20 protein-coding genes are annotated in these 23,253 nt (G+C 76.1%); 3 read left to right on the forward strand and 17 right to left on the reverse strand.

The annotated features are described in order from the left end of the window. Nucleotides 1–3 precede the first annotated feature (3 nt). From LPC08_RS12665 to LPC08_RS12745, 17 genes are all read right to left on the reverse strand, one after another. Nucleotides 4–3,417 (reverse strand): hypothetical protein, encoded by a 3,414-nt coding sequence (locus LPC08_RS12665; RefSeq protein WP_230448601.1) that lies wholly within the window; start codon nucleotides 3,415–3,417, stop codon nucleotides 4–6. Continuing rightward, nucleotides 3,414–5,255, reverse strand: a complete 1,842-nt coding sequence (locus LPC08_RS12670; RefSeq protein WP_230448602.1) for a hypothetical protein — start codon at nucleotides 5,253–5,255, stop codon at nucleotides 3,414–3,416. Before LPC08_RS12670 ends, LPC08_RS12665 begins: the two co-directional genes overlap by 4 nt. Then, on the reverse strand, nucleotides 5,252–6,139 hold the full coding sequence (locus tag LPC08_RS12675; RefSeq protein WP_230448603.1) for a hypothetical protein: 888 nt from the start codon (nucleotides 6,137–6,139) through the stop codon (nucleotides 5,252–5,254). The genes LPC08_RS12670 and LPC08_RS12675 overlap by 4 nt, the downstream gene beginning before the upstream one ends. Nucleotides 6,140–6,148: 9 nt before the next feature. Continuing rightward, entirely contained in the window at nucleotides 6,149–7,726 is a 1,578-nt protein-coding gene (locus LPC08_RS12680) for a hypothetical protein (protein WP_230448604.1), read from the reverse strand. Nucleotides 7,727–7,738: 12 nt separating this feature from the next. Further along, nucleotides 7,739–8,686: a hypothetical protein gene (locus LPC08_RS12685; RefSeq protein ID WP_230448605.1), complete on the reverse strand. Its 948-nt coding sequence runs from the start codon at nucleotides 8,684–8,686 to the stop codon at nucleotides 7,739–7,741. Between the two features lie 12 nt (nucleotides 8,687–8,698). After that, nucleotides 8,699–9,247 (reverse strand): hypothetical protein, encoded by a 549-nt coding sequence (locus LPC08_RS12690; protein WP_230448606.1) that lies wholly within the window; start codon nucleotides 9,245–9,247, stop codon nucleotides 8,699–8,701. Continuing rightward, on the reverse strand, nucleotides 9,244–10,557 hold the full coding sequence (locus LPC08_RS12695; protein ID WP_230448607.1) for a hypothetical protein: 1,314 nt from the start codon (nucleotides 10,555–10,557) through the stop codon (nucleotides 9,244–9,246). The genes LPC08_RS12690 and LPC08_RS12695 overlap by 4 nt, the downstream gene beginning before the upstream one ends. Before the next feature lie 277 nt (nucleotides 10,558–10,834). Next, nucleotides 10,835–12,550, reverse strand: coding sequence for a baseplate J/gp47 family protein (locus LPC08_RS12700; RefSeq protein WP_230448608.1), 1,716 nt, complete (start codon nucleotides 12,548–12,550; stop codon nucleotides 10,835–10,837). A 130-nt stretch (nucleotides 12,551–12,680) separates the two neighbouring features. Beyond that, entirely contained in the window at nucleotides 12,681–13,139 is a 459-nt protein-coding gene (locus LPC08_RS12705; protein ID WP_230448609.1) for a hypothetical protein, read from the reverse strand. 6 nt (nucleotides 13,140–13,145) lie between these two features. Further along, nucleotides 13,146–13,544: a PAAR domain-containing protein gene (locus tag LPC08_RS12710; RefSeq protein ID WP_230448610.1), complete on the reverse strand. Its 399-nt coding sequence runs from the start codon at nucleotides 13,542–13,544 to the stop codon at nucleotides 13,146–13,148. Next, nucleotides 13,544–14,212, reverse strand: coding sequence for a hypothetical protein (locus LPC08_RS12715; protein ID WP_230448611.1), 669 nt, complete (start codon nucleotides 14,210–14,212; stop codon nucleotides 13,544–13,546). Before LPC08_RS12715 ends, LPC08_RS12710 begins: the two co-directional genes overlap by 1 nt. 217 nt (nucleotides 14,213–14,429) lie before the next feature. Further along, the gene (locus tag LPC08_RS12720; protein ID WP_230448612.1) at nucleotides 14,430–15,431 is read right to left on the reverse strand and encodes a hypothetical protein; all 1,002 of its coding nucleotides are present in this window, start codon (nucleotides 15,429–15,431) and stop codon (nucleotides 14,430–14,432) included. Between the two features lie 4 nt (nucleotides 15,432–15,435). Then, nucleotides 15,436–16,077 carry a hypothetical protein gene (locus LPC08_RS12725; RefSeq protein ID WP_230448613.1) on the reverse strand — a complete coding sequence of 214 codons (642 nt, stop codon included), beginning with the start codon at nucleotides 16,075–16,077 and terminating at the stop codon, nucleotides 15,436–15,438. Next, nucleotides 16,074–16,922, reverse strand: a complete 849-nt coding sequence (locus LPC08_RS12730) for a hypothetical protein (RefSeq protein WP_230448614.1) — start codon at nucleotides 16,920–16,922, stop codon at nucleotides 16,074–16,076. Before LPC08_RS12730 ends, LPC08_RS12725 begins: the two co-directional genes overlap by 4 nt. Then, the gene (locus tag LPC08_RS12735) at nucleotides 16,915–17,388 is read right to left on the reverse strand and encodes a hypothetical protein (RefSeq protein ID WP_230448615.1); all 474 of its coding nucleotides are present in this window, start codon (nucleotides 17,386–17,388) and stop codon (nucleotides 16,915–16,917) included. Before LPC08_RS12735 ends, LPC08_RS12730 begins: the two co-directional genes overlap by 8 nt. Before the next feature lie 19 nt (nucleotides 17,389–17,407). After that, the gene (locus tag LPC08_RS12740) at nucleotides 17,408–17,803 is read right to left on the reverse strand and encodes a hypothetical protein (protein ID WP_230448616.1); all 396 of its coding nucleotides are present in this window, start codon (nucleotides 17,801–17,803) and stop codon (nucleotides 17,408–17,410) included. Between the two features lie 14 nt (nucleotides 17,804–17,817). Continuing rightward, complete coding sequence (locus tag LPC08_RS12745; protein ID WP_230448617.1) at nucleotides 17,818–20,154, reverse strand: hypothetical protein; 2,337 nt, start codon at nucleotides 20,152–20,154, stop codon at nucleotides 17,818–17,820. Nucleotides 20,155–20,355: 201 nt separating this feature from the next. On the opposite strand from LPC08_RS12745, the gene LPC08_RS12750 reads away from it, so the two are divergent. From LPC08_RS12750 to LPC08_RS12760, 3 genes are read left to right on the forward strand one after another with little or no spacing between them, the layout of a single operon-like run. After that, complete coding sequence (locus tag LPC08_RS12750; RefSeq protein ID WP_230448618.1) at nucleotides 20,356–21,555, forward strand: acyl-CoA dehydrogenase family protein; 1,200 nt, start codon at nucleotides 20,356–20,358, stop codon at nucleotides 21,553–21,555. Then, nucleotides 21,552–22,325, forward strand: a complete 774-nt coding sequence (locus LPC08_RS12755) for a PIG-L deacetylase family protein (protein ID WP_230448619.1) — start codon at nucleotides 21,552–21,554, stop codon at nucleotides 22,323–22,325. Before LPC08_RS12750 ends, LPC08_RS12755 begins: the two co-directional genes overlap by 4 nt. Then, complete coding sequence (locus LPC08_RS12760; protein WP_230448620.1) at nucleotides 22,322–22,921, forward strand: class I SAM-dependent DNA methyltransferase; 600 nt, start codon at nucleotides 22,322–22,324, stop codon at nucleotides 22,919–22,921. The genes LPC08_RS12755 and LPC08_RS12760 overlap by 4 nt, the downstream gene beginning before the upstream one ends. Nucleotides 22,922–23,253 lie beyond the last annotated feature (332 nt).

The following is a 23,253-nucleotide window of genomic DNA, read 5'->3' on the forward strand; positions in this document are numbered from 1 at the left end:
GGATCAGGCCGCCACCGAGACGCTGACCGAGACGGAGGCGGACTGGATGCCGGTGCGCAGCGGGATGGCGCGCAGCATGGCGTCGAAGGCCTCCTCCACCCGGGCGAGCTGGATCTTCGCCTGCTCCGGCAGATCGCCGCTGGCCGCGTCGATCAGGGCGCGCAGTTGCAGCGGCAGCTCCAGCGCGGGGGCGATGGCGCCCAGCGCGCGTTCCCAGGCAGGGTCCAGCACGTCGGCCACCACCCGCTCGGGCGAGAGCGCCGCGATCCGCGCCACCGCCGCGTTCCAAGCCGCATCGGCGTTGCGCAGCGTCGCCGAGGGCAGCAGCGCCTCCACGTCCAGCAGCCCGGTCACCGAGGCCACGGCCCCGTCCAGCGCCGCCTCCACGGGCGCCGGGTCCAGCGCCGCCAGCGCCGTGGTCAGCCGCGTGTGCAGCGCGCGCAGCGGCGCCGCCACCTCCTCCAGGTCCAGATCCGTGAGCTGGTCGCGCAACCCGATCAGCGCGGTGGCCGCGCCGCCCAGACCGCCCTCGCCCAGGATCGCATCCAGCTTGGCGCGGATCGCGTCGAGCAGGTCGGACACCCCCTGTGCCAGCGCCGCCGCCCAGGGGGCGAGCGCGTGGAAACCCGCCTGCAACAGGCGCAGCGGCGCCACCGCCTCCTCCTCCAGCGCCGCGCGCACGGCGGCCTTGAGCGCGGGCAGGTCGGGCGGCGCCGGGCCGTCGAGGCCGGCGAAGGCGCCGCCTTCCACCGTCAGCAGCCGCTGGTAGTCGGCGAGCTGCGCCTCCAGCGCCGGGGCCTGCACGCCGATGCGCTGCCCCAGCGCCGGCCAGGCGGCCATGGCGGCGGCCAGCGCCTCGCCCGCCCGGGACAGGCGCGCCGCGGCGTCGCGGGCGCGGCGGGTGGCCGGCGCGTCGCGCGCCAGCACCAGCCCCTCCTGCGGCAGGGTGGCGATCAGCCGCGCGAGCCGCGCCCCCGGCCCGGCCAGCGCCGCCGGGGCAGCCGTCGCCGCCTGGCGCAGCACGGGGCCCAGCGGGGCGACCAGCGCGCCGCGCTGGATGCCGGCGACGGCGGCAGCGGTGGCCGCGAAGCCCTCCGTCAGCGCGGCCATGTCCACCGGGTCCAGCGCCACCACCGCCTCGTCCAGCAGCGCGGCGATGGCGGCCTCCGCATCGCCCGGGCTGGCCAGCAGCGCGGCCGCGTCGCGCAGCAGGTCGCGCAGGTCGGCCAGGATGCCGAGCGGCCCCTCCACCGCCGCGACCAGTTCCGCCAGCCCGGCGAAGGCGTCGTCCAGGTGCGTCTGCTCCATGAGCTGCGTCACGGCACGGTCCGCCTCCTCCCGCACCGGGCGCAGCAGCGCGTCGGGCGAGAGGCCGGCCAGGGCCTGGGTCAGCGTCGCATGCCCCTCGCGCAGCGGGTCCAGCACGGCGCCCGGGTCCAGCACGCCCACCCGCGCGGCCACCTCGTTCAGCGCCGCCTGCACCTGGCCCAGCAGGGCGGAGGGGGTGAAGCCCTGCAAGGTGGCGGACAGCGCCGCGAAGGGCTCGCCGATCTCCGCGCCGATGGCGGCGGAGGGCTTGAAGGCGTCCAGCTCCGTGCGCAGCCGGTCGAGCCCGCCCTCGATCCCGCCGAGCAGCGCGCCCGGCCCCTCGCGCAGCGCCACGACGATGCCGTCGATCAGCGGCGTGCCGACGGTGCCGGTGAAGTCGATCTCCGTCACCACCTTCACCGCCTGCTCGATCCCCGGCTTGGCGGCGTCGGGGATCATGGACGGGTCGATGGCGGCGAGCTTCTGCTCGATCTGCTCGATGTTGCGGATGGTCTCGTCCGCCGCGGCCGAGAGGTTCAGCCCCTGCAACGCCGCCACCGCCGCGCGCAGCGCCTCGGCCACGGCGGCGAAGGCGTCCTGCAACGCCGGGTCCTCCAGCAGCGCGGCGAGCTGGTTCAGCGCATCGCGCAGCGGCGCCACCAGCCGTTCCGGGTCGAAGGTGACGGTGGCGTCGGCGACGGCTTGCACCGCCCCCTCCACCGCGCCGCGCACGGCGCCGACCACCGGGCGCACCTGGGTGTCCATGGCGTCGGACAGGTCGGTGGCGAAGCCGGTCAGGGCCGGCACCGCCTCCTCCAGATGCGCGGCGTCCAGCACCGTGTCCAGCGCATCCGCCACCGGGGTCAGCGCGGCGGAAAGGGCATCCCGCACGGCGCCGCGCGCGGCGGCCACGGCGTCCAGCGCCTCGCCCACCGCGTCGCGCAGCGCGCCGATCGGCCCGGCGATGGCGGAGAGGTCGAGGCCCGCGACGGCCTCCACCGCCGCCCCCAGCGGCGCCGCGGGCGGGGCGGGGATGGCGGCGACCACCTCCGAGGCCTTGCCCAGCACCGCCCCGCCATCCCCCGCGCCGGACAGGGCGCGGAGCGCGCGCAGCAGGTGGCCGGTCGCCTCGAAGGGCAGCTCGCCGATCCGCGCCAGGGGGGAATCCACCGGGTGCAGCGCGCCGAGGACGGATTCCGCCGCCTCCGCCGCGCGCTCCAGCGCCGTCGCCTCGGAGGCGCTGGGCAGGGACAGGCCGGTCGCCAGCCGCGCCGAGAGCGGCGGCAGCACGGCGGCCAGGGTGTCGCCCGCGAGGGTCAGCGCCTCCCCCGCCCCGGCGGCCTTGGCGGCCGCGTCCTGCAAGGGCGCGAAGGAGAGGCGGCGCGGCATGTCGATCAGCCGGGCCGCGTCCTGCAAGGTCGCGGCCAGCCCCTGCGCCAGGGCGGCGGGTGGCGCGGCCTGCCAGGCGGCGAGCGTGCCCAGCGCCTCCAGCAGGTCCCCGAGCACGGGGATGGGCGGCAGGCGCGGATGCCGCCCGCCCAGCCCCGCCCCGGCCCGGCGCAGCAGCGCCAGCAGCGCGGCGGCGTCGAGGCTCGGCCCCAGCGCGCCCATCGAGCCGCGGGCCTCCGCGATGGCGGCCCGCACCTGGTCGAGCGGGATGGTGTCCGGCATCGCGAAGGCGGTGGGGCCCGAGCCCGCGCTGCCGGACAGCCCCTGCGGCCCGCCGGGCAGGGTCCCGGTGACGAGGCGGATCACCTCCTGCACCACCTGCATCACCGCGGTGATGTCGATGCTGACGGAAACGGAGAAGCCGCCCTGGGCCAGGGCCCGCAGCGGCGCCAGCAACGGCTCGACCAGCGCGGCGGGGTTCTGCGGCGCCTGGGCGATGGCCTGGGGCAGGGTGGTGGCCAGCGTCGCGAGCCCGCCCAGCGCCGGCGGCACCGGCAGCGTGCCGATCGCGGCGGTGAGGTCGCCCAGCGCCGGCGGCCCGTCCTTCAGCGCCTGCACCACCGCGCCGAGGTCGCCGAGCTGCCCGGCCACGGCGCCCAGGTCTGCGGAGATGTCGATCCCGCCGCGGAGGTTGCCGATGCGCGCGATCAGGTCGCTCATGCGGCCGCCGCCTCCCGCGCCGTCCAGGGGTTGTAGGCCAGCGTCGCCTCGGTGACGGAGAGGTCCACGTCGCGCCGGCAGGCGAGCGAGAGGGTCAGCGGCCCCTGCGCCAGCGCGGCCAGGAGAGCGGCGGCGTCGCCGGCCAGCAGCAGGCGGCGGGCGAAGTCCGGCGCCGCGCCACCGGCGAGGTCGGCGGCCAGCAGGCCCGAGGCGCCCCCGCCTTCCCAGCGCAGCGGCAGCGGGCGGGCGGTGGCCGTGGCCTCGCGCACCGCGAGCTGCATCGCCGGGCGGGTGGCGCCGTCCGCCCAGCTTCCCCCGGCATCGGCCGAGACCAGGGCGCTGTCGTCCTCCGCGACGGCGCCGTGCCACAGGAACCGCCCCTTCCCCGCCTGCGCCACCAGCCAGACCACGGGCGGCAGCGGCGGCAGGATCGGCGCCGCCAGCACCGCGAGGTGCCAGGCCGGGTCCGCCGCCGGGGCGAGGGTGAGGGCGACCGGCGGGGCCAGCGGCGCCCCCACCCGCAGCGTGTCGCCCGCATGCAGCGTGGCGAGCAGTTCGCAGGGTTCGGCGGCGCGGCCGAACAGGGCGAGGCGGACCAGCGGCAGGGCGCGCTCCGCCTCCGTCAGGCTGGTGCGGCGGGCGAGGCGCAGCCCCTCCTGCGCCAGCAGCCCCTGGCGCGACTGCGGCGGCGCGTCGTCGGAGGCATCGGTCAGGCGCTCGGGCAGGAACTTCCCCTGCACGGCGAGGTCCAGCGCGACCGGGCGCAGCCCGGCCGCCCCGGCGAGCGGCAGGCTGTGAACGGCGCCGCGCAGGGCGATGCGCTCCGGCCGGGTAATCGGGCGGCGGAGGTAGCGCACCCCCAGTCGGTCCACCCGCAGCCGCGCCGCCCCCGGCCCGGTGGCGGTGACGCGCAGCGCGAGGCCGAGGTCGTTCCCCGCCGGCGCCGCATAGGCCGGGCCGGTCAGCCCGCGCGCGGCGGCGGCGAAGTCCAGCGGCACGAAGCGCTGGCCCGGGTCGCCCGGCAACTGCGCCACCGTCACCGCCTTGCCCGCCGCGACCGCCTCGACCTTCAGCGCCACGGGGCGGAGCTGCCAGACGGCGCGGATCGCCGTGGCGCGCCAGGTGACGGGCTGCGCCTCGTTCGGCAGGGCAGGCTTGTCGGGCGGCAGGCGCGAGACGGTCAGGCGCAGCGCGGCGAGCGCCGCCGCGCCTGTGGGCGTCAGCACCAGATCCACCCGCCCGTCCGACTGCCGCGTCGCGGCCAGCCGCCCGCCGCCCAGCGCATTGCCGTAGAGCGCGGCACCCGAGCCGGGCATGGGGAAGGCAGGCGTCGCCAGGAAGGGTGGCCCGTCCGCCGGGCTGAGCAGCAGGTAGACGGGGTTGCCGGCGCTGCCGGGATCGGCGCGGTCGCTGTTGGCCGGCCAGGACAGGTCCGGCCCGGTATCGGGGCGCAGCACCCGGGCGGCGCTGCCCTCGGCCGGCAGGGAGAAGCCCTGGATCTCGACGCGCAGCAGGGAGACGGGGGCGCCGGCGACGGGCGGCGTCAGGCTCAGCGTGACACTGCTGCCATTGCCGGTCGGGCCGGCATGGTTCGTGGTGCGCTCGATCGGACGGGGGCCGACGGCGCCCGCGGCCTCCGTCACCTCCACCTCCTCCATGCCGGGCAGGAAGGGGATGGGTACCGGCACGTCACGCGCCTCGCCGCCCGCGGGGAAGTCCAGCGGCGTGCCGCTGTCCGGCCCCTCGCCCGCCGCGAAGAAGGCGATCTGCACCGGCAGCGCCTGGAGGGTGGCGATGCCCTGGAGCGCGAGATTGCCGATGGTGACGGCCGTGCTCACGGCAGCACCTCCACCACCAGCTCGGCCAGCGGCACCGTCTCCCGCCCGTCGGCCTCCAGCGCGGCGGCGATGCGGGCGCGGGCGGGGCCGTCCAGCGTGGCGGGCGGGCGGAAGCCGAGCCGCGCCTCGCCGTCGGTCACGGCGACGGCGACGCTGCCCGGGGCGGCGGGCAGCGCATCGCCCAGCAGCGTGCCCGGCGGCGAGGCGCCGCGCAGCCGCGCCACAACCCGCGCGGGCGCGCCGCCGGTCGCGTTCAGGTCCAGGCGCAGCGGGATGGCGAGGTCCGGCCCGCCGGCCCGGGCGGAGAGCATCTCCGGCGCCTCGACCGGCAGGGTGACGATGCGGCGCGGGATGGTGACGATGGCGGGGCCCTCTGCCTCCGGCCGCACCGGCCAGAAATCGCCCTCGAAGGCATAGACGGCGCGCAGGGTCGCCTCGGCCAACCCGCTCTCGCCCTCCGCCGGGCCCGCGCGCAGGAAGCGGAAGCCGCGCAGGGAGAAGCCCTGGTCCGTATCGTCGTCGAAGCCGCTGCCCCGGCGCAGCGCCTCCTCCTGCAAGGCCACCAGCACGGCATCCAGCGCCCGCAGCCGCAGCGCGGCCGACGCGTCGGCCGCCGCCACCAGCTCCACCGCCGCCTCGCCGCGCAGCGCCAGCACGGTGCGCAAGCGCGGGCCCGCCGGATCGGGGCGCAGCCGCGGCGCGTCGTCGCCCAGCAGCGGGTCCGCCACGACGGAGAGCAACCGGACATGCGGCACCACCCCCGTCGCCGGCAGCGACCCCGCCGCCCCGCGCTCCGGCACCGCGAGGCCGGCCACGCCTCCGCCCGGCACCGCCAGGCGGTCGGCCAGCAGGTCGGCGAGCCGGGCCTCGAAGGCGTCGAGCATGGCCCTGCCCTATCCGCCGATGCGGGTGGAGATGGGGCGGGTGATGACCGTCCCGCCCGCCGAGGTGTTCAGCCGGTTGATGCTCACCTCCTGCGCGGCGCTGCGCGCCTCCACCCCGGCGAGGCGGGTGTTGAGGTCGGCCAGCGTCGAGGCGGTCGGCACCTGCGACAGCCGCGTGTCCACGCCGCCGCGCCAGGTGTTGAGCGAGGCCGTGCTGCTCTCCAGCACGCTGATGCGGCCGGGCAGCGTCTCCAACGTGCCGAGGCGGGATTCCGCCGCCGTCACCCGCGTGGTCGCCGCCTGCGCCGCGTTCTCGGCGCGTGTGGCCTGGGTGGCGATGGCGTCGATCCGGTCCGTCGCCGCCGTCGCCGCATCCACCTTCCCGCGCAGGTCCGGCAGGGTCGCCACCGCCGTCTCCGTCGCCTTCAGCCGCGTTTCCAGCCCGGTGGCGCTGGTCTCCAGTGCCGCGACGCGCGGGGAGAGGGCGGCGGCGCCGGTCGCGAGGTCGATCGCCCGGGTGACATCGGCGCGCATCGCCTCCACCGCGGTCAGCCGCGTCTGGCTGGCGGCGAGACCCGTCTCCACCGCCGCGACGCGGCCCGGGAGGGCGTTGAGCACCCCCAGCGAGGCGGCGAGTGCATCCGCCCGGCTCGACTGCGTCGCAAGTCCGCTGTCCAGCGTATCCAGCCGCCCGGCCTGGGCCGACCGCGCCGCGTCCAGCGTGGCCAGCGTGCCGCGCGTCTCGCCCAAGCCCGCCTCCAGCGTGGCGAAGCGCGGCTCCAGCCGCGTGGCGGCCGCCTCCGCGGCGCGGGTCGCGAGGGTCCCGTCGGGATCGGCCAGCAGCGCGTCCAGGCGCGAGCCCACGCGCGTGTCGATGCCGGAGAGGTCGATCTTCGCCTCCTCCAGCGCCTTGAGCCGGCTTTCCAGGTCGCGGGCGCGCAGCACCTCGCCATCGGCGGTGCGCAGCCGGTCCACCTGCCCGCCCAGCGCGGCGACGCGGTCGTTCAGCCCCTTCACGTCGATCGGCGCGCCGGTGACGTCGAACAGCGTGTCGCGGAACTTCAGCGCCTCCTCGACCTGCCCGCCGATCCCCGTCAGGCGGTTGTCGAAGGCGCTCACCCGCTTGTCGAGGTCCAGCACCCCGTCCAGCTTGCCCGACAGCTCGTCGGTGCGGCGGTCGCGCACGCGCTGGGCGTCGCCCGCATCGGCCAGCGCGTCGCGCAGCCGGTCCACCTGCCCCGACAGCGCTGCCACCTGGTCGCGCAGGGAGGCGACCTCCTTCGTCGCGGCGGCAAGCTTCGCCGTCACGTCGGCGGCGGCGCCCTTGCCCTCCACCATCTGCCGCGTCTGGGCGTCCAGCCAGGTGAGGCCGACCTGCCCCAGATGCTGGTGGTCGACGGGCGCGAACTGCTTGCGCAGCGCGTCCGCCTCCCCCTTCTCCCGCGACGCCGCCAACCGGGCGAGGCGCGCCACGGCGCCGGCCAGGGTGTTCCACTCCGTCGCGCGCAGCGGCTGGCCGGAGCCCTTGCCGGAGGCCGACTCCGCGCCCTTCACGATCTCGTCGAGCAGATCGAGCGTGTCCGACATGGCGGCCGGCCCTCAGCGCAGGTTCACGACCGGGCGGTTGCCCAGGCCGACATTGCGGTTGACCTTGTTCTGCTCCGCCACCTCGTCGAGGAAGGTGGAGGAACGACGGATCACCTGGAGCTGCGCCGTCGCCTTGCTCAGCGCCACGACGGCGGCGCTGTTGAGCACCACCGGCGGCTCGTCCGCCGTGGCCTCCTGCACCAGGGCGGAGAGGTCGGCGGCGATGCGTTGCAGGCGGGCGGTGAAGTTCTGCGGGTTTTCGCCGCGCGCCTCATCCAGGTTGCGCAGCAGCGTCTGGAAGCGCGGCTTGAAGGTGGTGCGCTTGGCGTCCGGCAGGGCGTCCAGCGCATCCTCCACCCGGTTCTGCAAGCCGAGGATCTGCACCTCCCGCTGGAGCTGCGACACCGCCTCGCCGAACACGTCGAACAGGCGTTGCAGGTTGCTCGCCTGCTCCTCGATCTTGGCGACGATCTCCGGATGGTCGTGGCCGATGGGCGAGACGAGCGTGGTCAGGTCCTTCGTCCCCCGCGCCACCTCCGCCACCACCGAGGACAGCTCGTTCCAGTCATCGGCGAAGATCGGCTGCCCCGCCCGCTTGCGCGCCTGCCGGTCCGCCGTCTCGGCCGAGGCGGCGAGGCGCGTCTGCACCGGGCCGAGATCGGCATCCGGCGTGTTGGCGATCGGCGTGTTCTCGAACAGGTTCGCCGGGATCGGGATGGGGATGAAGGTCGGCCGGTCGGGGAAGATGCGGATGCGGCGGCGGAACAGGTCGGCCAGGAAGTTCGGGTGCCGCACCTGCACCTCCCACTCCCCGGCGGCGATGCCGGCCACCGAGACGGTGCCGTCCAGGAAGGGCTTGGTCGTCCGCCGCTCGCCGGTCGCGGCGTTGACCATCTCCACCGTCGTGTCGCGGGTGATGGCCGGGGGAGTGCTGAGCTGCATCTTCAGCAGGGTCGCCATCGCCGTCTCTCCTCACGCGCCGTAGGGGAAGTCGACTTCGAAGTAGAGCGCGATCTCGTGCGCGTCCGTCTTGGGCACGGGATCGAAGACCACGCGGTTGTAGAGACGCGCCAGGCTGAGCCCGTCCGCCGCCAGCACGCCCAGCGACGCCTCGGTGATTTCCACCCGCGCCGCCGAATCCTCCGGGTCCACCGCATTCGCCGCCGGCAGCAGGGCGCGGGCGGTGAGGCGCACGCGGAACTCGTCGGCGATGGTCTCCACGGTGAGGTCGGCGGGCGCGATCGGCGCGGTGGGGCGCAGCAAGCGCGGCGTGTCGCCCGGGCCGGTGACAGTCGGGCCGGATTCGTAGGGGGGGTTGGGCGGCTCGTCGCCCACCCCCACCATCGCCCCGTTGATCGGCGTGGCCACGGCGCCGCGGAACAGGTCCGCCAGCAGCTCCGCCCCGCCGCGCAGCACGGCGTTGCGCGCGTGCCGGCGCAGCAGCACGGGCCCGCCCGGCTCGCGCAGCTCCAGGGTCAGGCGGCCCTCGATCCGGGGACCCCGGTTCTGGGGAACGGTCATGCGAAGCGCGCCCCCTCCCGCGCGGTCTCGTCGAACAGGGCGGTGACGCCCGCCATGCGGCTCTCGGTGATCTGGGTGTCGGGCGGCAGGAACGGGTTCACCGCCCGCCCCCGGTCGCGCTGCCGCTGCGTCTCGCGCAGTGGCGCGAATTCCGCCCGTCCATCCACCCCCGCCGCGCGCAGCATGCGCAGCGTGTCGTTCAGCAGGGCGAGCAGCGCCACGCGCAGCGCCGCCGCGTCGCCCGTCTCGGCGGCCTCGCGCCGCACCGCGCCGCCCGGCACCTCGAAGCGGAAGCTGGCCGGCACGGCCTCCTCCCAGAACAGGTCGGCGGCGACGCTGGGCGGCTGCTCGAACAGGCTGTCGTCGAAATTGGTGCCGGGCGCCTCCGTCCCGCCGAAGACGCCGTGCCGCACCTCCAGCCCCGGCATCGCCAGCGCGCCACGGTCCAGCACGCGCTCGTCGTAGAGCGCCAGCGGCACGAACCACAGCAGGTTCTCGCCCGGCGACAGGACGATCGGCTTCGGTGCCGCATCTGGCGTCAGCGGCACGGCGGCACCCGGCACGAAGCCGCCCGCGGTGATCAGCCGCTCCGTCGCCTCCCGCCCGTCCAGCGTGGCGCGCAGCGTCTCGCCCGACGCCTCCAGCCGCAGCTCCACGCCGCAGGGCACGACGCCGCGGAACACCACCACCCGCCCGCTGGCCGGATGCGCCAGCAGCGGCACCGCCGTCCGCCCGCCGCGCCAGCCGCGCAGCACGCCCTCCAGTAGCGAGGGCTTCAGCCCGCGATGGGTCAGCGTGAAGCGGTCCAGCGGCCGCAGCCGCCCGCCCTGCGCCACCAGCGCCGGATCGCGCCGCCGACGCGGCGGGAATTCCCGGAACACCGGCTGCCCCGGCCGCCGTACCGCCGCCGGCTCGCGGAACACCCGCCCGCCCGCGCCGGGCGTCAGCGCGGCATAGCGGACGCCCAACACCGTCTGCGCCCCATCCAGCAGCCGCGTCACCACCCCGTCCAGCGCCTCGCGCGTCACCGCCCCCGCCAGCCGCGCCGAGACCGTGGCGGTCAGCCGCGCCCGCAGCATGCCCGTCGGCTCCCAGGCGGCCGGAACGAGATCGAACAGCGCGGCGAGCTTCGCCACGTCCTCGCGGTCGAAGGCGCTGGCCAGCAGGCGCGAACGCCGCACCCGGTCCATGTCCTCGTCGATGGCGGCGAGCTGCGTGTCGATCACGCCCAGCACCCGGCCGATCAGGCCCTGCGCATCGGCCCGCAGCGGCGGGGGGAGACGGTCGAGCATGGGGGCGAGGCGGGTCATGCTTTGCGCCCGCCCCCGGGGGAGGCGCCGCCTCCCCCGATACCCCCTCCGCCGGGGGCGAGCCGGCCCCCGGACCCCGGCGGGAGTCCGCCGTCGATCAGCGGCGGCACGGAACATTCTTTCAGGCCGCGAGCGTGGCGGCCGACCTCGCCGGGGAGCATGGCTCCCCGGCGCGCCCACGCCCCGTGAATGGGGGTCCAGGGGCTCTGCTCCTGGCGGATGGGGGGCATCGGGGGGAAGGCAGCGCCTTCCCTCCGGGGAACGAGCGCCACGCCCCTCACGACGCCGCCTCCCGCACCGTCAGGTTCCGCAGCGTCGCGCGGGCGCCGGCCGGCAGGGTCAGGTCAGGGTCGCCGTCATGCAGCTCCGCGAAGCCCTGGGCGCCGCGATCCAGCACCAGGACGCAGTTCGCGCGGTCGAGCGCGTAGCGGGCATCGTCGCGCAACGCGCTGGCCACGGCGTCGAAGGAGAGGAAGCCGCCCGCCGCGACAGCGCCGAGGAAGGCGGTGAGCTTCGCGCGGATCGGCGCCTCCTGCGCGGCGGCCTCGCCGGCGATCGGGTGGATGGCGAATTCCGCGTCCAGCGGTAGCTCGCCTGGCGCCGCGGCGGCGCCATCCTGGGCGATGGCGCCGAAGGTGACGGGGGTGTCGGCCGGGACGGCGGTGCGGTCGGCGGGGACGGTCAGCGCGTCGCCGGGGACGGGCGTGCCGTCGGCGACGATGGTGATGGCGGCGTCGGAGAGGCGCGCATCCTGCATCGCCGCCGCGATCAGCCGGGCGCGGCGCAGCGTGCCGCCGGGCGGCAGCGCCTTGATCTCCGCGACCAGGCGTTCCGCGACCCCGTTCTTCAGCGTGGCGAGGTCGGTGTCGGACAGCGCCGCGGCCAGGCGGAGGTCGGCGCGCAGCCCGACCTGCACCGCGCCGGCCCAGTGGCGCTCGACCCAGATGCCGGCCGGGCGCAGCTCCTCGATGCGGCGGTCCACCTGGAGGCGTTCCGCCGCGCCGTCCTGCGACAGCGCCACGTCCAGGCGCACGATGCCGGGCATCGGCACCAGCGGGTCGGGGTATTCCGTGGCGGTGACGGCGCGGACGAAGGCGAAGCTTTCCAGCCCGAAGCGCAGCGCGTCCAGCGTGCCGCGCCCGGTCGCGTGGATGGCGCGGCGGGCGCGGGTGCGCAGCGCGTCGTCCGTCTCCGCCTCGCTGGCGCGGAAGGTGGGGGCCTCGTTGGTCACGCTGTCCACGCCGGCGATGGCGCGCTCCAGCACGGTCAGCGTGCGGGCGTCGGCCGGCTCGGTCGCCTCCGTCTCGCCATGGACGGGCAGTTCCACGCTGGGCTGCGAGGGCTGCAAGGTGCCCTCCGCCATGGTCAGGTAGCGCTTGCCCTTGCCGTCGGTGACGACCGTGCCGATGGGGATGGTGATCTCGCCCGGGGCGTTGGGCCGGCGGGCGAAGCGCACCCGCCCCACCGGATGCCCGGCGCGCAGCCGGCGCACGTCCACCAGCGCCACCACCTTGTCCAGGCTGGCATCCTTCGCCGTCTCGACGAAGGCGCTGTCGTAGACCTCGCGGAGCTGGGCGTACTGCACGGCGATCTCGCGCGCCGCCGTCTCCAGCAGGGTGCGCACCACGCTGCCGGCGTTCACGTCCGTCAGCGGCGTGCGCGGCAGGTGGACGGGGTAGTAGTTCACCGTCAGCAGGCTGTTCGGCGCCGGGCGCTTCGCCTTGGGGCGGAAGCGGATGGCGACCTTCTCGTCCGGGTTGCGGTCGGTGCCGACCAGCTCGAACTCGCGCTCGGTGAAGCGGTAGGGGATGCGCTCGCTCCCCAGCTCCACCGTGCCCTCCAAGTGGCTCACCCGCCGCACCGGCTGATTGGCCAGCGGCACCGTGTCCGGCGGCACGGCGCCCAACTCGATCTGCTCCCGCGCGGTGCCGCCGGTCAGGACGGTGAGCAGGTCGCGGACGATGTCGGGATAGGGGCGGTCGAGCGGGGTCATGGCGTCGGAATCCGGGGGAGTGACCTCCCGGCCGTTCCCCTCTGGGCCCCCTCCCTCTTTCGGGAGTCCGCCAGGGACGACCGCCAGAGCAGGAACCACGCGGGCTCCGCCCACGGGCTTGGGGGTGTGGTCATCCCGCCACCTCCAGGCCCAGGGTGATCGGGTCGCCGCCGGTCACGGCGCGGACGGACAGCCCGATGCGCAACGTGTCCGGGGCATTCGGCAAGGGCCCCGTCACCTCCAGCGACAGCACCTCCGCCACGCGGCGCTCCTGCCGCACCGCGGCCAGGACATAGGCCCGGGCCAGCAGCCGCGCCGGCTCGCCCATCTCCTGCCCGATCAGCTTGTGCAGCCGGCTGCCGTATTCCGCGTGCCCCAGATCGGCCAGCGCCCCCTGCGGCGTCAGCAGCCGCAGCAGCAGCGCCTGGCGCAGCGAGTCCGGCCCCGAGGCCACCGCCAGGTCCAGCGGCTCCGTCCGCCCCGGCCCGCCATCGGTGGGTGTCAGGTCCAGCGCATCCCACTCGGTGGCCGAAAGCAGCGGCGCCACCAGCAGGTCCTTGCCCAGGGGGTCGGCCAGGGTTCCGGACATCGCCGCTCAGCCCCCCACCAGCACGGTGCCGAAGGCGAGGATCTGCCCCACCGGCATGTCGGCGGGGTCGTTGCAGGTCTTCACGGTGTCGCTGGCCCGCGCCGCGCCCTTGCCGCCGATCTTCACCGTGGCGCTGCCCAGCATCACCGTGCCGCTGTTGGCCGGCGGCTTCTGGAAGCTGACGCCTGGCGGCGTGGGAATGTGCGGCGGCTGGTTCTGCGCCGTGCTGTCCACCGTGGCGGCCGCCTTGCCGCCGACCTTCACCGTCGCGCAGAGCCCGCCATTCAGCATGCCGGAGAACGGGTGCGGCAGCGGCGTCGGCACGGGCGCCACGGCCGGGACCAGCACGATGTGCGTGTCCACCGCCATCACGCTGTCCCCCTGTCCGGCGGCGGGCTGTCCCATCAGTTCAGCTCCACCGTCGCGCCGCTGATCTTCACCGGCCCGTCCGCCTCGATCCGCACCTCCGCCCCCTTCAGCGTCACGCGGCCGGTGGCGGTGACGGTCAGGTCGCCATCCTGCTTCAGCTCCACCTTGGTCCCGCCCGCCTCCAGCGCGGCGACGCCGTCGGAGGAGCCGCCATAGCTCAGCTTCAGCGCGACGCCGGAAGCGGAGACGCGCAGCTCGCCCTTGCGCAGCTCGATCGCCACCTCGCCATCCCCGCCCACCGCCAGCTTGGCCGAGGGCTCGTCGGCGCCGTCCAGCCGCAGCAGCACGCGGTCTTCGGCACCAGCGGGCCAGAGCAGCGCGATCTCGTCCGCCTTGAACTCCGGCGGCCGCTGCGCATCGGAATAGACGCTGGCCACCACGATCCCGGAGACCAGCGCCCCGCGCGGGAACATCACCAGCACCACGTCGCCCACCCGCGGCAGGCAGGCGAGCCCCGTCGCCCAGACCGCCACCGGCAGGCGCCGCAGCGCCACGCCGGAATCCTTCAGCGTCACGCTGACCGTGTGGCTGTCGTCGCCCTGGGCGTTGTCGAAGACGCTGGTGACGACGGCCAGCTCGCAGAAGGTGCGGCGCTCCGCCTCGTGCCGCGCGAAGGCGGTCATGACTTCGGCGAGGCGGCTCATGGGGACCCACCGTCGGAATTCTCGGGGGAGCGGGCGAGGCAGTGCCTCGCCCCCCCAAATCCCCCTCCTTCTTTCAGGAGTCCGCCATCGGCTCCCGGCTCGCTGGCGCAGCCGGCGTGGAGCGGGTGCAGGTCTCTCCACCACGCGGACTCCCGAAAGAGGGAGGGGGCCAGAGGGGAACGGCTTGGGAGGTCACTCCCTCGCAGGGCGATGCCGATCACAGCAGCCCTCCCACCGCCGAGAGTGCCGCGCCGAGCAGCCCGCCGGACGCGGCGTCGTAGCCGGTGCCCCAGAGCTGCGACAGCGCGCCGTCCGACGCGGACACCGTGTGCACCACCTGGTGCAGCGTGGCGCTGGCCAGCGGCAGCCCGTCCGGCATCTCGGCAAGCTGGAGCGGGAGGCCGGGGGCCAGGCCGGGGGTCAGGAAGGTGGTCAGGCGCACGGCCTTGGCGCGCGCGGCCCGGGCGGCGGCGAGGGCGTTGGCGGCGGCATCGGCATCGGCGCGGCGGCGGATTTCCGGCAGGGCGACGCGCGGGCCGCTGCCGGCGCCGCCCTGGAGGAAGTCCTTCAGCACCCAGAGCGCCTGGCCGCCATTCGGGTCGCCGCCCTCGCCCACCACCACGGGCACGGCGCCGCCGGGGCTGCCCTCGGTGGATTCCGCGAAGAGGATCTCGCGGCCGTAGCGCAAGGCGATTGGCTGGCCGGGGCTGGCGGGGTCGGGGAGGTTCAGCGCACCCTCGCCGTCGAAGCTGGCCGAGGCGCCGGAGAGGGCGGCGAGGCGCGCGATCTCGGCCAGCGCCGTGCTGCGCCCGTCCGCGACATAGACGGCGAGCAGCGGGCCGTCGGCGATGTCACCGGTCTCCACCCCCGCATCGCCGGCCAGCCGGGCGATGGCCTCCCCGGCGGTGACGCGCTCCAACGCCAGGGCGGGGCGGAACAGGGCGAGCCGGTCGGCGGGGCCGCGCGCGGTGAGGGAGAGCCCGTCGAAGCGGCGGCGCAGCGCGGCGACGGTGCCGGTGAAGACCGTCTCCGCCCCCTCGCCGCCGTCCAGTTCGAGTTCCGCCTCGTCGCCCGGCGCCGCCTCGACCGGAACGCCGGCCGGGAAGGCGACATCCAGCCGGTCCACCGCCGGCAGGCGGGCGCGGCGCAGGCGCAGGGTGGCGACCTGCGGGCCGAAGATCTGCTCGCCCAGGCGGAGGCTGAAGCTCGGGACCAGCATGCGCCTAGCCCCCCAGCGCCTGGCCGAGCGCCGCCCCGGCCGAAGGGTCCGCCGCCCCCGAGAGCCCGCCCGCTGCGTCCTGCATCGGCGTCAGCGGGTTGCCGAGCGAGAGGTCCGCCAGCCCGGCCAGCGCCTGGAGCGTGTCCACCGCATCGGCCACGGCGGAGACGGCGTCCTGCAAGGCGCCCGCCTGGTCCAGCACGTCGCCCAGGATGTCCGTGTCGAAGCCGAGGTCCATCCCCTCCAGTCCGCCGAAGGGGGAGGCCTCGGCCGGCGGCGGCAGCGGCGGGGATTCGCGCAGCAACAGGCGATAGGCGAAGCGGTCCGGGGCGCCGGCGCGCTCGGTGAAGACCGCCTCCGCGACGACGACCTTGGCCAGCTCCAGCGCGGTGGCGATGTCGGCGGCGAAGTCCAGCTCCTCGCCGGCCGCGGCGGCGCCCTGCAATTCCGCCAGCCGGTCGCGCGCCTCGGGGCCGGAGAGCAGCCCGTGCAGCTCGATCTCGTGACTGGCGCGGCCGAGGCTCTGCTGCGCATCCCCCGCCAGCCCGACCACCGGCAGCCCGGCGAGGCGCTGGCGCAGCCGTGTCTCCGCGAAGGTCACGGCGTCCAGCGCCAGCTCGCCGAGCAGGGGGATGGGGCGGGTCACGGCAGGCTGACCCCGGCTTCGAGGGCGACCCGTTCGAGCAGGTCGGCCAGCAGCTCCTCCAGTTCCTCCCCGGGCAGGCTGGCGAGGGCGAGGCGCAGCGCGGCCGCGGCCTCGGCGGCGGGGACGGCGGTGGCGGCGGGGCGGAGCGACGGTGGGGCGGGTGGCGCGTCCGGCCGGTCCAGCATCGCGACAGGCGCGGCGGCCAGGGTCGGGAAGCTCGCCGGAAGGGGCGTCGGAGCGGCCGGGCGCGCCGAGGCGGGAGAGAGGCCGGGGGCCGCCGGCGGCGGTGCGGCGGTGCGGGCGGGCGCCTCCGCCCAGCCGGCGAGCCGGGGCGGGCCCGGCGGCGCGGGCGGCGTGGCGGCCATGGCCGCCGGCACGGCCGGCGCGGCGACGGGGGCGGGCATGGGCGCGGCGGGCGTGGTGGCGGGCAGGCGGAAGCGCACCCCGGCGGGACGGGGTGGCCGGGCGGCGGGAGGCATCTCCCGGGGCATGGCGGATGCGGCCGACGGGCTGTCGGCGGGCGACGTGCCCGGCGCGGTGACAACAGCCAGCCCTGGGGAGACGGGCGGCGCCATCCGCACCCGCCCGGCCACGGCGCGTCGCGGCGTCGCGATGGTGCCGGTCCCGGTGGCGATGGCGGATGCCGCAGCCGGGGATATGCCCGGTGAGGACGCCACCGCGGGCGGAGCGACCGGCTCCGTCCAGCCCGGCGCGCCCTCCGGCCCGGACGCCGCCTCCACCCCCGGCCCTGCCGCGCGGGGCGGATCGGCCCAGCCGGCGGCCCGGGCCAGCAGCGCATCCAGCCTCGGGCGCAGTCGCTCCTGCTCGGCGAGGAGGTCAGCCATCCGGCTCCTCCATCACGCGGATGCTGTTCCAGCCGGGGGGCGGCGCGTGGGGCGCCGGGGCAGGCTCGTCCAGCCCGGCGAGAAGGGCATCCAGCCCCGCCGCCGGCTCCGCCTCCAGCGCCCCGGGCATCCAGCCGAAGCGGACGGCCAGACGCGCCTCGGCCGCGGCGAGCGGCGCGGGCGCCGGCCCCTCCCCCACCCCCAACAGATCGAGCGCGAGGAGAGCGTGCAGCGGCGCCAGCTCGGCCGGCGGCGCCGGGTCGTAGAGCATCGCCGCCAGCCCCGCCGTGAAGGCCGGCCCGTCGAAGCGTCCGCCACGCGTGCTGGCCGCGACCAGCCGCCGGCGCTCGCCCCAGCGCCAGGGGCGCAGGCGGCGCGACGTCTCGCCGAAGCGGAGGTGCCAGACGCCCTCGGCCGGGTCGAGCGCGATGGCGACGCCCTCGGCCGGGGATGGGAGGGGGATCATCCGGGCGCGCGGCGGCCCCTCAGGCCGCCGCCTCCTCCCGCAGGCGGGTGGCGGTGAAGTCGTAGACGGCCTCGGCATGGCCGCCGGCGGCGAGGGCGAAGCTCTTGCCCGTCATGGTGCAGCCGTCGAAGGCCACCGTCCGCTCGGGTTCAAGATCGGCGCGGGAGGAGAGGTTGGCGACGATCTGGAAGGCCTCGCCCGAAACCAGCAGCGCGTCCAGCGCGTCCGAGGCGGAGGCGACGGTGATCCGCCCCGCCACGCTGGTGCCGCCGTAGACGACGCCGATGCGCTCGGCCGAACCGAGCGCGTAAACGCTCGCCTGCGCGCGCTGGTGCTGGAAGTCGATGCCCCGCACGCCCGCGACGCGCTCGCCCGCGACCAGGACGGCGGAGCTGTTGGCGGTGAAGACGGCCATGTCCGTGCCTTCCCTCAGTTCCGCACGCGGATGGTGGCGTAGACGTAGTCGATCGCCCGCACCGGCCGCACGGCGATGTCGACGCGCAGGATGCCCGCGGCGAAATCCGTCTGGCTGCCGTAGACCTGCACGGTGAAGGCGGGGTCCTTGCCGTCCATGCTGGGCACCAGCGCGCCGTCGCGCTCCATCTGGGTGAAGGTGTCCACGATCATCTGCCGCAGCGCGCCGCGCTGCTCGCTGTTGTTGAGCTGGCCGATGAAGCGGTCGGCGATCTTGCTCACCTCCCGCACGCAGCGGTCGGCGGTGCGCAGCACGTTGATCTGGAAGCCGTCGCTCGTGATGCCCTTGACGACGATGGTGCCGCGCCCGCGCTTCGAGAGCACGACGCAGACATTGCCCTCCGGCCCGACCAGCTTGTTCAGGTCGCTCTCGGTATAGGGCACCAGCGGTGCGGAGAGGCTCGCCACCGTCTTGAAGGTGGGCGACTGGAAGACGTCGAGATGGCCGAGCAGCCCGGCCACCGCGCCTTCCGCCCCGCCCGGCGCCACCAGGATCAGCCGTCGCCCGGCCACCGCCGCCGCCTGGGACAGGATCGCCGCCGGGTCGTTCTGCGTCGCCGGGTTCACCCCCGCCAGGGCGATGCGCGGCTTGGCCAGGTCCGCCTGGGCCGTCGCATGGGCGGCGAGGGCGCGCTGCACGTCCAGATGCGCCAGCGCCGTGTCCTTCCAACCCTGCAGCCCCGCCAGGACGAGGTCCACGTCGCCGACCTGCGCCAGCGCGTCCACCGCCGCCTGCCATGCCGCCAGGCCGGGCATCGCGCCCTGGGTGAAGCGCTGCGGTGCCAGGCTGCCGGCCGGCAGGTGGCTCGCCCCGCGCCGCACGAAGCGGTCCAGCGCGCGCAGCAGGTTGGATTCCGCCGCCAGCACGGCGGGCAGGTAGCGCGGGTCGTCCGGGTCCATGGAGAGGTTGTCGAAGCTCTCCTGCTCGGCGAACTCGCCGCCCTGCTGCAGTCCGGCGGTGATCCGCGCCGTGCCGGCCAGCGTGCCCGCCTGCATCCGCACCCGCAGGGCGGCCGCATCCGCCCCCGGGGCGGGCACCAGCTCCAGCACCGTGGCGTCGGGATTGTCCTGGCCCGCATAGGCCCGCGCCGGGCCGGCATCGTGGCCGCCGGAAAGGAAGTTCGCGTTCGCCGCGCCGACATCCGGCAGGCGCGTGCCATCCGCCCCGGCCGCCAGTGCCGCCGTCACCTGCGGCAGCGCGTCCAGCGCGGCGGCGATGGCGGCGGCGCTGTCCAGGTCGGCGAGTTCGGTGGTGGAGACGCCCTCCTCCGCCAGGGTGACGGTGACGGTGCGCAGCAGCGGCTGCCGCCCCGCCGTCGCCGCGGGCAGGACGTCGCCCAGCCGCGTGACGGCGACGGTGGGATCGGCGGAGAGCGCGTCCAGCAGCGCGGCCACGCTGTCGATCGGCTGCGCCGCGCCGCCATAGCTGCGGATGTTGCCCTGCGGGTCCTGCACCTCGATGGTCACGGCGGCGGCATCGCCGGTGATGCCGATGCGGTTGCCGGTCCCGGCGAGGCCGGGCGTGCGGGCGGAGATGCGGATGGACGGCGCGGCCGCCGCCCCGGCGAAGGCCCGGCTGGCCCGGCCCTGCCCGACGGAGAGCGAGAGACGGTTGCCGCGGCCGCCGGCATCGGCCGCCGTCACCTCCACCAGCGTGTCGTTGCCCGCGCGCAGCCGTCCGCGGGCCGGCTGCGCCCCGGCATCGGCCAGGGCCACGAGGCCGGCATCGAAGGCCGGCAGATCGGTCATCAGGTCGGGGTCGATCGCCACGACCAGGCCGCTGTCGCGGTTGATCGTGGAGAAGAAGTCGTTGTCCCGCGTCGAGTCGAAGACCAGGCCGTCGAAGCGCTCCGCCGCCACGCCGTTCAGCGAGATCTCCAGCGACAGCCGGCGCACGGTGCGCCCGTCCTCCGCCATCACCCGCACCACCCGGGCCCCGAGCGCATTGCCCCAGGGCCCGACGGCGCGGGCGCGCAGCAGGGCGACGGGCTGGCCCTCGTCATCCATGATGGTCAACTCGGCGGCGCGGCCCGAACGGGGATCCACGGGCGAGACGAAGAGCTCCGAGATGCCGTTCGCCAGCGCGTCCATCACCTCGGGGAAGGCGTAGCGGGTGGCCGCGCCGAAGCGCTCCAGCAGCTCCGGCGCGCTGGTGACGCCGGAAAGCTCGCCCGCGGGGGCGCGATCGACGACGCCGACCGCGCCCAGGATTCCGGAACGGGCGGGAAGGGGTGGGGGGACATCGAAGCGCGTCTCCACCGACACGCCCGGAACAACCAGCATGCGTGCCATGTGATCCCCCCGTCCTGGTTTCATCAAAGGCGCGCGAAAAGTGCGTTGCGACTTGTTAACAGAGTTGATTCCGCAACCGCAAGGACAATCCCCAGCGCAGGCAAACCCCCGCACGGACAATCCCCTGCATGGGCCATCCCCGCACGGGCCATCGGGTCCGGCCCCGCCGCCCTTTTCCCGTCGGATCGTGCACCGATCGACATGGCGCTGCCGCCGCTGCGCGCTTCGCGGCGTTACCGGCGCGACATGAACATCCTCGCCTCTCCCCCGCCGCCCCTGGCCCGCAACGGCGACGCGCTCCGACTCGATCGCCTGCGGGAGGCGCTGCCGGCCATCGCGGCGCGTGCGGCGGCCCTCGATGCGGAGGACGGCCAGCTTCCTGTCGAGGATGTCGAGGCGCTGGCCGCGGCGGGCGTGCTGACGGCACCGCTGCCCGCCGAGCTCGGCGGGCTGGGCTGGGGCACGGAGCCGCAGGGCGGGGACGCGGCCTTCGCTGCCCTGCGCCTCGTTGGCCGCGCGAGCCTGCCGCTGGGCCGGCTCTACGAGGGCCACATGAACACGCTGCGCCTCGTGCTGCGGCACGGAACGGCGGCGCAGCGCGGCGCCGCGGCCGACGCGGCCCGGGACGGGATGCTGTTCGGCGTCTGGAACACCGAATCCCCCACCGTCTCCCTGCGGATCGAGGCGGGGGTGCTGCGCGGCGGCAAGATCCTCTGCTCCGGCGTGGGGCTGGTGGAACGCGCGCTGGTGACGGCCCGGATGGATGGCCAGGGGCCGCAGCAGATGCTGCTGGTGCCGCTGCCCCGGGGCACGGCGCGCGCCGACCTCGCCACATGGACCCCGGCCGGCATGCGCGCCTCCGCCACCGGGCGGATCGATCTGGACGGGATTGCCGTCACGCCGGCGATGCGGCTGGGGGAGCCCGATGCCTATCTCGGCCAGCCGGACTTCTCCGCCGGCGCCTGGCGCTTCCTGGCCGTGCAGCTCGGCGGCCTCGAGGCGGTGGCGGAGGCGTTGCGGCAGCACCTGCGCCGCACCGGCCGCGGTGGCGACCCGCACCAGGCGGCGCGGCTGGGCGGGGTCCTGGCGGCGGCGGAGACGGCCCGGCTCTGGGTGCGGGAGGCCGCAAGGCTGGCGGAGGCCGGGCGGGAGGAGGCCGTGGCCTATGTGAACCTGGCGCGCGGCGCGGTGGAGCGGGCGGCGCTGGAGGTCATGGAGGCGGCCACCCGCTCGGTCGGATTGCAGGGTCTGATGCGCCCGAACCCGCTGGAACGCCTGCTGCGCGACCTGGGCACCTACCTGCGCCAGCCGGCGCCCGATCACGCCCTCGTCTCCGGTGCCGCCGCCGGGCTGGCGCGGGAGGAGCCGGTGGGAGAGATGTGGCCGGAGCGCGGCGCTTGAGCGCCTGCACCGCCGTCCCCCGCGGCATCCCGGCGGCGGACTGGCTGCGCGCGGCCGAGGCGCTGCCGCTGGCGGGGCTGGATGCCCTGCTGCCGAGCGGCAGCGCACTGGTCCTGGCGCCGCACCCGGATGACGAATCCCTGGGCTGCGGCGGGCTGCTGGCGGCGCTGGCCGCGGCGGGACGGCCGGGCCGCGTGGTGGTGATGTCGGATGGCGCCGGGTCTCACCCCAACTCCCGCACCCACCCGGCGCCGGTGCTGCGCGCCCTGCGCCGTGCCGAGGCCACGGAGGCGGTCCGGGCGCTCGGCACGCCGCCGCCGGTCTTCCTGGACTGGCCGGACGGCGACGTGCCCATCGAGGGCCCGCGCTTCGACCGGGCGGTGCGGGCCGTCGCCATGGCGGCCGAGGGCTTCGACACGCTGGTCGCCACCATCCCGCTGGACCCGCACAAGGACCATGTTGCGACCTGGGCCATCGCCCGCGCCGTCGCCGCCCGGTCGGGCCTGCGGCTGCTGGGCTACCCCGTCTGGAGCTGGCGGCACCTCTACCCCGCCATCGCCCCGGTCGAGCCGGTGGAGTTGCCCGCCCCGCCCCGGGGCCGCCGGCTGGACGTCGCGGCGCATCTGCCGGCCAAGCGCCGCGCGGTCGCCGCGCATCGCAGCCAGACGACGCGGCTGATCGCCGACGACCCGGACGGGTTCGTGCTGAACGAGGCGGTGCTCGCCGTGCTGCTGCGCCCCTACGAGCTCTATCTGGAGGAGGTCCCTTGAGCCGCCCGCAGCAATCCCTGCCCGCCAGCTTCTTCGAGGCGTTCTACGCGGCCGCCCCGGACGGCGACCCTTGGTCCTTCGCCACCTCCGACTATGAGCGGGGCAAGTACGCCGCCACCCTCGCCGCCCTGCCGCGGCCCCGCTACGGTTCGGGCTTCGAGGCCGGCTGCTCCATCGGCGTGCTGACCCGCCAGCTCGCTGCCCGTTGCGACCGGCTGCTCGCGGTCGATGCGGCGGAGGCACCCCTCGCCCAGGCGCGGCAGCGCAACGCGGAGCTGCCGCAGGTCGAGATCCGCCAGGCCGTGCTGCCCGGCGACTGGCCGCAGGGCGAGGCCTTCGACCTCATCCTCCTGTCCGAGTTGCTCTACTTCTTCAGCCGCGAGGATGTGGCGGCGCTGGCCGGGCTCTGCCTGGGGTCGCTCCGCCCCGGGGGCGATGTGGTGCTGGTGCACTGGCTGCCGGAGGCGGAGCCCCCCTACCCGCTCACGGGGGACGAGGCGGTGACAGCCTTCCTCGCCGCCTGCGGCCCCGCGCTGCGGCCCCTGCTCTCGCGGCGGGAGGCGCTCTACCGCCTGGATGTGCTGCGGCGCGCCTGATACGGGCTGTAGGACGCCTTGATCCATGGAGGGGTGGTGCATGTGGCCCGGGGGCAAGGCGCTGCCTCGCCCCCGTACCCCCACTCCGCCAGGACCCTGCGGGCCCTGGACCCGATCAGCGCTGCCGCGCGATGGTGGTGACGGGGTCGCGGCGCCGAGGAGCCATGCTCCTCGGCGGGTACGGCCGCAGCACTCCCTGACGCCTACAAAGTTCTTATGGAGTCCCGCCTGCCCGCGCTCCGTCAGGGTTCAGCCCGCAGGCTGACGGCAGCCGCGCCGCACCAGACTCCCAGCGGGGACCGGGGCCCGCTTGTGGCCCCGGCAGGGGAGGG

The organism is Roseomonas sp. OT10, from assembly GCF_020991085.1.
Lineage (GTDB): Bacteria > Pseudomonadota > Alphaproteobacteria > Acetobacterales > Acetobacteraceae > Roseomonas > Roseomonas cutis.

What these genes read in the sequence shown, in the direction of transcription:
- LPC08_RS12690 (WP_230448606.1), bottom strand. Translation starts at nt 9,247, where the DNA reads ATGACCGTTCCCCAGAACCGGGGTCCCCGGATCGAGGGCCGCCTGACC.
- LPC08_RS12665 (WP_230448601.1), bottom strand. Translation starts at nt 3,417, where the DNA reads ATGAGCGACCTGATCGCGCGCATCGGCAACCTCCGCGGCGGGATCGAC.
- LPC08_RS12715 (WP_230448611.1), bottom strand. Translation starts at nt 14,212, where the DNA reads ATGAGCCGCCTCGCCGAAGTCATGACCGCCTTCGCGCGGCACGAGGCG.
- LPC08_RS12750 (WP_230448618.1), top strand. Translation starts at nt 20,356, where the DNA reads ATGGCGCTGCCGCCGCTGCGCGCTTCGCGGCGTTACCGGCGCGACATG.
- LPC08_RS12720 (WP_230448612.1), bottom strand. Translation starts at nt 15,431, where the DNA reads ATGCTGGTCCCGAGCTTCAGCCTCCGCCTGGGCGAGCAGATCTTCGGC.
- LPC08_RS12730 (WP_230448614.1), bottom strand. Translation starts at nt 16,922, where the DNA reads ATGGCTGACCTCCTCGCCGAGCAGGAGCGACTGCGCCCGAGGCTGGAT.
- LPC08_RS12710 (WP_230448610.1), bottom strand. Translation starts at nt 13,544, where the DNA reads ATGGGACAGCCCGCCGCCGGACAGGGGGACAGCGTGATGGCGGTGGAC.
- LPC08_RS12735 (WP_230448615.1), bottom strand. Translation starts at nt 17,388, where the DNA reads ATGATCCCCCTCCCATCCCCGGCCGAGGGCGTCGCCATCGCGCTCGAC.
- LPC08_RS12685 (WP_230448605.1), bottom strand. Translation starts at nt 8,686, where the DNA reads ATGGCGACCCTGCTGAAGATGCAGCTCAGCACTCCCCCGGCCATCACC.
- LPC08_RS12680 (WP_230448604.1), bottom strand. Translation starts at nt 7,726, where the DNA reads ATGTCGGACACGCTCGATCTGCTCGACGAGATCGTGAAGGGCGCGGAG.
- LPC08_RS12740 (WP_230448616.1), bottom strand. Translation starts at nt 17,803, where the DNA reads ATGGCCGTCTTCACCGCCAACAGCTCCGCCGTCCTGGTCGCGGGCGAG.
- LPC08_RS12700 (WP_230448608.1), bottom strand. Translation starts at nt 12,550, where the DNA reads ATGACCCCGCTCGACCGCCCCTATCCCGACATCGTCCGCGACCTGCTC.
- LPC08_RS12695 (WP_230448607.1), bottom strand. Translation starts at nt 10,557, where the DNA reads ATGACCCGCCTCGCCCCCATGCTCGACCGTCTCCCCCCGCCGCTGCGG.
- LPC08_RS12675 (WP_230448603.1), bottom strand. Translation starts at nt 6,139, where the DNA reads ATGCTCGACGCCTTCGAGGCCCGGCTCGCCGACCTGCTGGCCGACCGC.
- LPC08_RS12705 (WP_230448609.1), bottom strand. Translation starts at nt 13,139, where the DNA reads ATGTCCGGAACCCTGGCCGACCCCCTGGGCAAGGACCTGCTGGTGGCG.
- LPC08_RS12745 (WP_230448617.1), bottom strand. Translation starts at nt 20,154, where the DNA reads ATGGCACGCATGCTGGTTGTTCCGGGCGTGTCGGTGGAGACGCGCTTC.